8 protein-coding genes and 1 pseudogene are annotated in these 6,103 nt (G+C 57.6%); 4 read left to right on the forward strand and 5 right to left on the reverse strand.

Annotated features, from left to right (window positions below; genetic code table 11):
- Positions 1 to 172 precede the first annotated feature (172 nt).
- From DFR74_RS35010 to DFR74_RS35020, 3 genes are all read left to right on the forward strand, one after another.
- Positions 173 to 832, forward strand: coding sequence for a tyrosine-type recombinase/integrase (locus DFR74_RS35010; RefSeq protein ID WP_232331965.1), 660 nt, complete (start codon positions 173 to 175; stop codon positions 830 to 832).
- Positions 833 to 986: 154 nt separating this feature from the next.
- The gene (locus DFR74_RS35015) at positions 987 to 1,256 is read left to right on the forward strand and encodes a helix-turn-helix domain-containing protein (RefSeq protein ID WP_233444474.1); all 270 of its coding nucleotides are present in this window, start codon (positions 987 to 989) and stop codon (positions 1,254 to 1,256) included.
- 74 nt (positions 1,257 to 1,330) lie between these two features.
- Positions 1,331 to 2,242, forward strand: a complete 912-nt coding sequence (locus tag DFR74_RS35020) for a hypothetical protein (RefSeq protein ID WP_147266049.1) — start codon at positions 1,331 to 1,333, stop codon at positions 2,240 to 2,242.
- 279 nt (positions 2,243 to 2,521) lie between these two features.
- Here the strand turns inward: DFR74_RS35020 and DFR74_RS35750 are convergent, their stop codons facing one another.
- Positions 2,522 to 3,355 (reverse strand): hypothetical protein, encoded by an 834-nt coding sequence (locus tag DFR74_RS35750; protein ID WP_147266050.1) that lies wholly within the window; start codon positions 3,353 to 3,355, stop codon positions 2,522 to 2,524.
- 196 nt (positions 3,356 to 3,551) lie between these two features.
- On the opposite strand from DFR74_RS35750, the gene DFR74_RS35025 reads away from it, so the two are divergent.
- Complete coding sequence (locus DFR74_RS35025) at positions 3,552 to 3,953, forward strand: helix-turn-helix domain-containing protein (RefSeq protein WP_232331963.1); 402 nt, start codon at positions 3,552 to 3,554, stop codon at positions 3,951 to 3,953.
- Between the two features lie 20 nt (positions 3,954 to 3,973).
- Here the strand turns inward: DFR74_RS35025 and DFR74_RS35755 are convergent, their stop codons facing one another.
- The 4 genes and pseudogenes from DFR74_RS35755 to DFR74_RS35040 all read right to left on the reverse strand — a co-directional run.
- Positions 3,974 to 4,570 (reverse strand): hypothetical protein, encoded by a 597-nt coding sequence (locus DFR74_RS35755; RefSeq protein ID WP_147266051.1) that lies wholly within the window; start codon positions 4,568 to 4,570, stop codon positions 3,974 to 3,976.
- Between the two features lie 14 nt (positions 4,571 to 4,584).
- The gene (locus DFR74_RS35760) at positions 4,585 to 4,791 is read right to left on the reverse strand and encodes a hypothetical protein (protein ID WP_147266052.1); all 207 of its coding nucleotides are present in this window, start codon (positions 4,789 to 4,791) and stop codon (positions 4,585 to 4,587) included.
- A gap of 81 nt (positions 4,792 to 4,872) precedes the next feature.
- Positions 4,873 to 5,811 carry a hypothetical protein gene (locus DFR74_RS35765; protein WP_147266053.1) on the reverse strand — a complete coding sequence of 313 codons (939 nt, stop codon included), beginning with the start codon at positions 5,809 to 5,811 and terminating at the stop codon, positions 4,873 to 4,875.
- A gap of 148 nt (positions 5,812 to 5,959) precedes the next feature.
- Positions 5,960 to 6,103: pseudogene (locus DFR74_RS35040) on the reverse strand (IS3 family transposase); the annotation flags it as partial.

Consider the following 6,103-nt stretch of genomic DNA (forward strand, 5'->3'; position numbering starts at 1 on the left):
GTCACGCGGTGACCACCTCGTTTCCGGCTACGACACGCTCGGAACAGGGGGCTGCTCGGGTGGTCGGGCCGTACACCACGCTATTGGACGCAACCGGGCTGCCTTGGAACGACTTACCGCGGCACTGGTCGCCGCATCGGCTGACCGGTACCAGGGCTGGGGTGATGTGGTGATGTTCGCGGCGTGCACAGCAACGCGAATCGGTGAGGTATCGGGTTGCAGGGTAGGTGATATCGACACCGATTCGTGGGTGTGGACGTTACGTCGGCAGACGACACCAGGGCCTGGCGGGCTCATGGACAAAGGCACCAAGGGCAGACGGCACCGGTCGATTCCTATTATCGCCGAAATTCGCCCGCTCATCCTCCGGCGAATCAACGACGCTCGCACCCGCGTCGAGCGGGAACACCGAGGAGCCACCGACGATGAACTCCGGACCGCCTTCCTTGGCGCTCGGGTGTTCGTAGGCCCTCGCGGTGGACGGATCGCTACAGGTGTCCTGCGCGACGCGACGCAATGGGACGAGGTCGTCACCGCGCTCGGGTTCGAGCATCTCCGGCGGCACGATCTCCGGCACACCGGATTGACCTGGTTCGCCGACTCCGGTGTTCCGCTGCACCGGTTGCAGCGCATCGCCGGTCACGTCGATCCGCGGATTACGCAGCGGTACCTGCATCCCGACATGGAAGCGCTACGCGAGGACGGCGAGAGGCTCTCTCAACATCTACGCGGGCGAACTGGCCCCAAAATCGGCCCCAAACCTCAGGGCCGTCCGCTGAACAGAAAACCCCTCCTGCGCTGGTCAGGAGGGGTTTTCGTGTGTCGGGGTTAGCGGACGGTATTTGAAACAGTGGGAGCCGAACTGGCTGGGCAAGGTCATCGCCAAGATCGAGGCTGCCCCACCTCGCCGGCCTGCGAAGGCGGCCAGCAGCACGGTCCGACCGCGGCGGTTGGATCGGCGGTTGTCGCCGGGCACTATCGCTGACATGGTCGACGCTTACCGCAGCGGTGCCTCCACCAACCAACTGTGCGAGCGGCATCGCCTGTCCAAGGGCGGGCTACTCAAGATCCTCCAGGAGCACGGTGTGCAGATGCGGTACCAGCCGATGACGGAGGAGGAGATCGACTGGGCGGTACGGCTTTACGGCGAGGGGCAGTCTCTGAATGCCGTCGCACGCAAGCTTGGCAAGAGTAAGGGGAGTGTGTGGAAGGCTCTGCGAGGGCGAGGGTGCGATACGTCCGGCCGAACCAGCTGACTGACTTGTTGCTGTCGTCTTGGTGAACCGGGGGCCTCTCGACGTGTCGGTGGACCTGAGTACTGTCCCTCCGTATGGACAAACCAGAAGCTGAATCGGCGACGACAGCCGGTGAAGAACGGCAAACGGGCGTCACCTACCGAAATCCACTCGCCGAAGAGATGACGCAGCGTGAAGCCGCGATCCGTGACATGCTCGGCAGCCGGTTGAAAGCCGACATGAATGAGCTAGAGATCACTATCTCCGATTACAGCTCCGACTTCAAGATCGTGTTTGACCACTTCTGCCGTTACCTCCTCGGCAGAGACAACTTGAGTGTGATCAACAGTGACGGCACCCGGCAGTGGAAGCGCAAGTCATCTGGTTTACTGCGAAACTTCTTGGTGTCCCGCATGGCGGTTCGCGACCATACATATGTGCTGGTCAAAAGATACTGGGAGGCAGATCCCGAACTCGCACGAGATGAGGACTCCGAGTTCATGGACCAATACCGTACCAAGGTAAAAACCATCCTCGTGAAGCCGCAGTTCGCATTCCTGCAAGACCTTCGCAACTATGGCGTCCATAAGTCCCTGTATCCGTTCACGTTGCACACACAGTTCGCTGGCGGATACATGAAAAACGACATCAAGTTGGACCGCGATAAGCTCTTATCCACCTATAGCAGCTGGAGCGCACCTGCAAAGCAGTACATCGAGTCGCATGATGGCGAAGTGGATCTGCTTACTCCGATGGAAGAGTGGTCGAAGGCGTGTAGAGAATTCTACGAATGGTTTCACGGTGCTATTACCATCCACCATATGGAGGACTTCCAAGCAGTGGAACGCGCCTGGGAGGAGTACCAAGAATGGCGGCGGGAGACTGGAACAATGCCGCCTGACTGGGTCATCAATGGCGGAGAGCCTCCAGGTGCTCCAAAACCACGTTCACATAAGAGTCGCGATGCGCGGAAGAAGCGCAAGCGCAAGCAGAGGAAGCGGAGGTAGTCACTCCTCGATACATGAGAACCCGCCTTGTCTGGACCAATAACACGGTCTCCGCGAGACAGGTTCTCCGGGGAGCCAGAGCGAACTGAACCTGTTGCGACGGCGAGAGCATTCAGGATCTCGGACTCCTCGACCGTCGTATGGTTCAAGTGCTGTCCTCGTTCTTTCCGCGCGATTCAAGACCATGTTGCGCAGTTTTTGCAGCGCAATCAGCTCCCACAGAAAAGAGATCGCCGCGCCGACTATCGTTAGTTATCAAAACTTTGCAGCCGAATGGCATCAGCGCTCTAGTGAAATTCTCCTCCACTGTCTCGACGGTGTAAATTCAACAGCTTGATCACCCGCAACTACGATCAAGATATCGATCCCATCAGGTAGCAACAGTGGCTCTTGTGGCACGATTCTGACATCGCTGAAATCCTCGGACAACGAACGTGCGATTGAAAATCCAGCACCGTTTGAAGGGACAATCAGTACGCCACAGCGTAGTCCACTTTCGCCAACGAAGGACTGAACCATGTTCACCGAGTCAGCGTCTATCCAGCTCTGTATTTTGTCCCGAAACGCTCGATCGAGGCTAAAGGGACGACTGTGACCATACTGGTAGCCCGTGAGAAGAATGCCGGGGGTGAACTCGGAGGTCTCGAATACACTGCAAGATCCTCCGTGCAGGATGGATGAAATCTGAGATTGCAACTTCCAAGGTGCGGTGAATGCGTCATCGACACCTTGCTGTTCCAGCTCAAGCAGGAGCGGTCCAAGTTGTGTCTCAATCTGGCGGATTGATGGCGCTCCATGGTACTCCGAACGCCCCCCGGCAGCAGCAGTTGCATCTGGCATCACAAACCACGTTTTCTGCAAGCCGGGTACTCCAATTGGCGAATTCGATACTTTCCTGTCAATAGTCGCGCGAAGATTTTCCAGCTCCCCACTCTTAAGCGCCTTGACCTCGACAGCAGTTCTTGTCGAACGGTAGTCGACCACCGATCCCGGCCTCTCATTTTCACAAACACGATCGAGCTCGTTATCACCCAGTAACACTGACACGGCCGTCTTGCCCAACTGCTCTTCCGGGCTCTCTTTCAGGCATTTAGGGTGCGTACACGTAGCCATAGCGGAAAGGATAACGCAACAGGTATGGCGTTGAAACCAGATTTCCCGGACTACACATGGATAACATCCGACCAGTTGGCTTTATTCGGAGTTGCCACCACCATAGCGCGCCCGGCGACTGATCGCCTCACAGGCGGTCATCCGGTTCAAGTAACGTCCGCTATCCTCCGTTCCAGTCGGGGTTAGCGGACGGTATTTGAAACAGTGGGAACCGGACTGGCTGGGCAACGTGATCCAGAAGATTGACGCTGCTCCACCCCGCCGGCCTGCGAAGACGGACAGCAGCACGGTGAGACCGCGGCGGCTGGATCGACGGCTGTCTGCAGCCACCATTGCCGAGGTGGTCGACGCCTACCGATTCGGAGCCTCCACCAACCAGCTGTGCGAGCGGTACGGTCTTTCGAAGGGCGGGCTGCTGAAGATCTTGGGCAAGCACGGCGTCGAGATGCGGAACCAGCCGATGACCGAGGACGAAATCGACTGGGCGGTAGAGCTTTACACAGAGGGACAGTCTCTGAATGCGGTTGCACGGCAACTCGGCAAAGCCAAAGGAAGCGTGTGGAAGGCGTTGCGCGGTCGAGGCGTATCGATCCGGTAGTGAGCAGCCCATGCGCACACTTATTCCGGGGCCGAATGATCATCGGCAGCACCACTCTTCCAACTTGCAAAGGTGGAAAAGCCTGCGCCATAATGGGCCATTAGCTCTTCGTATGGAACGTCGTGCTCTGCGGACAGGCGCCGCGCTTGATCCGATATGTTCTGGGAGAGAGCCTTATCCATCGCGGCTACCAGGTCGACGAAGTCACGATAAGCTCGCATAAGCTCGATCGAGAAATCGAACGCTTCAAGTTGCAGACCGGCGACATTGTTGTGTATGACCGGTTGGCCAGCTGGATTCGATAGCTCCATTGTTATCTTCTTGCGCAGACGTCCGATGGATGTTGTTATCGCAATGCCGTGTGTAATGTCGGAAACGATGCCATCATCGCCCATAATGATTGCGTCGCTAGGAATGTAGTTGTAGCTGAGTGCGCCGATGAGGGGCGGTTCCGCCTTCTTCTTCATTGCCAGATTTTTGGCCTGATCCTTCAGGTGATCCATGGCATTTCGGAGAAGGGTTGCCGATTCATGCTCCGCCAGGAATTGAACCGCTTGCGGCGCGGTGAATTCCAATGCTTGCAGGATCTGACGCATATTGTGCAGGGCGTCCACCATCGACCATGCGTTGTTCAGGAGTTGGATTTGAACCTGACGGTTAAATTTTCGGGAGTATCTCCGACCAGATTGGCCAGTTGCAGCATAACGTTATAGGCCACGTCGATCGAATCCGCCGAATAAGCGAGTGCCTCGAAGAGTAGGGCTTGTCGCGGTTCTACTACCTTAGGAACCAGCCGGAAGACCGATTTTTCTGGCAGAGTCAGCCCGATATCGCTCATTCATTGCCTCTCACGTTGATGTATCGCTTACGGACCGCTGATCCGAAGGGCAGGCCGGTCCTTCCGCGCCTCGCGGCCGTACTAGTCGCGATCGAGTTTCATGTATCCGATTCCGTCGCCGATGCACCAATCCAGCACTTTGGGGTCCATATGGTCCGGCCCTTTCAGTAACCCGGCGCGCAGTTCCTCGTCCGGAATTGGAAGCTTCTCGCGCGGCTTCACGCCGTCGGCATAGATATCCGGGTACCGCGCCGCATCGGCCGGACTGGTCGAACCGCCGTATTCCTTCGCCACAAAAGCGTCTACCAGTTGCGGCCAATCCGGCATGCCGAACCATTCTCGGTGAGGCCTGCCGAAGCAAGATTTCACCGCGATAAACCATTCCATATCATGATCTTCACGCTCGGTGAGATCAGCCCAGTACATAAGCGATGAGGCCGCACTGTTCATCCACTCTTGATAATGCTCGCCGAGCAGATCGGCCACATTGCGAGAACCAACCTTGATCCCTTCGACAGGGAGAATCAGCTCGTCTAGCAAGCGCAACCATGCTGCCCGACTAGGATCACCCGTCATCAAAAATTCGCGGCACAGGCGGAACACGGCCACATTCGCGGCCATCATTTCTCCATCGCTGATTCGGTTCAGTCCACTGCCCGCATGCGCGTCCTCGACAATCGTATTCCGCCATACGTCGAGCATCATCGAATACGCAGCCACGGGAAGCTGATCCGCTCCGAAGCGCTCCGCACGCTCCTTGACGTAGTTGTCCCGAGCACCCTCGATAGTCCAGTTCGACATGTCGAAATAGCTTCCTACCGGCCGATAGATGTTGCCGTACTCCGTTGTCCGTTCAATGGTTACCAGCCCCTTGCTCTCCAGATTAGCCAGCTTGGACCGCAGGGACTTGATTTCCTTCCCGCTCGCTGGTTCGTCCTTGTTCTCGGCATCCCACGGGCGCAGTAATTCCACCAATCGCCATGCTTGAACCCCACGCGGGTATAGATCGAGCCGTTCCATGATCCGTGCGTATGCCGGACTCAGCCCCGCTACACGGCTCTGATCGAAATGCATCCTTACCGCCGCTCTGTCACCATCGCGAACACGTCATCGACGTACGCAGTGTACGGACAAGACACGGGGCTGCTGCAGGATCGGGTGACAGCGGTTATGCAGCCTGTCGGGCTGCTGGAGCCATGATGGTTTCGAATTCGATGGGGGTCAACCGGCCGAGCCTGGCTTGTCGACGACGCCGGTGGTAGGTGCGTTCGATCCAGGTGACGATCGCGATCCGGAGCTGCTCGCGGGTGTC

This window comes from Nocardia puris (assembly GCF_003315035.1).
Classification (GTDB): Bacteria; Actinomycetota; Actinomycetes; order Mycobacteriales; family Mycobacteriaceae; genus Nocardia; species Nocardia puris.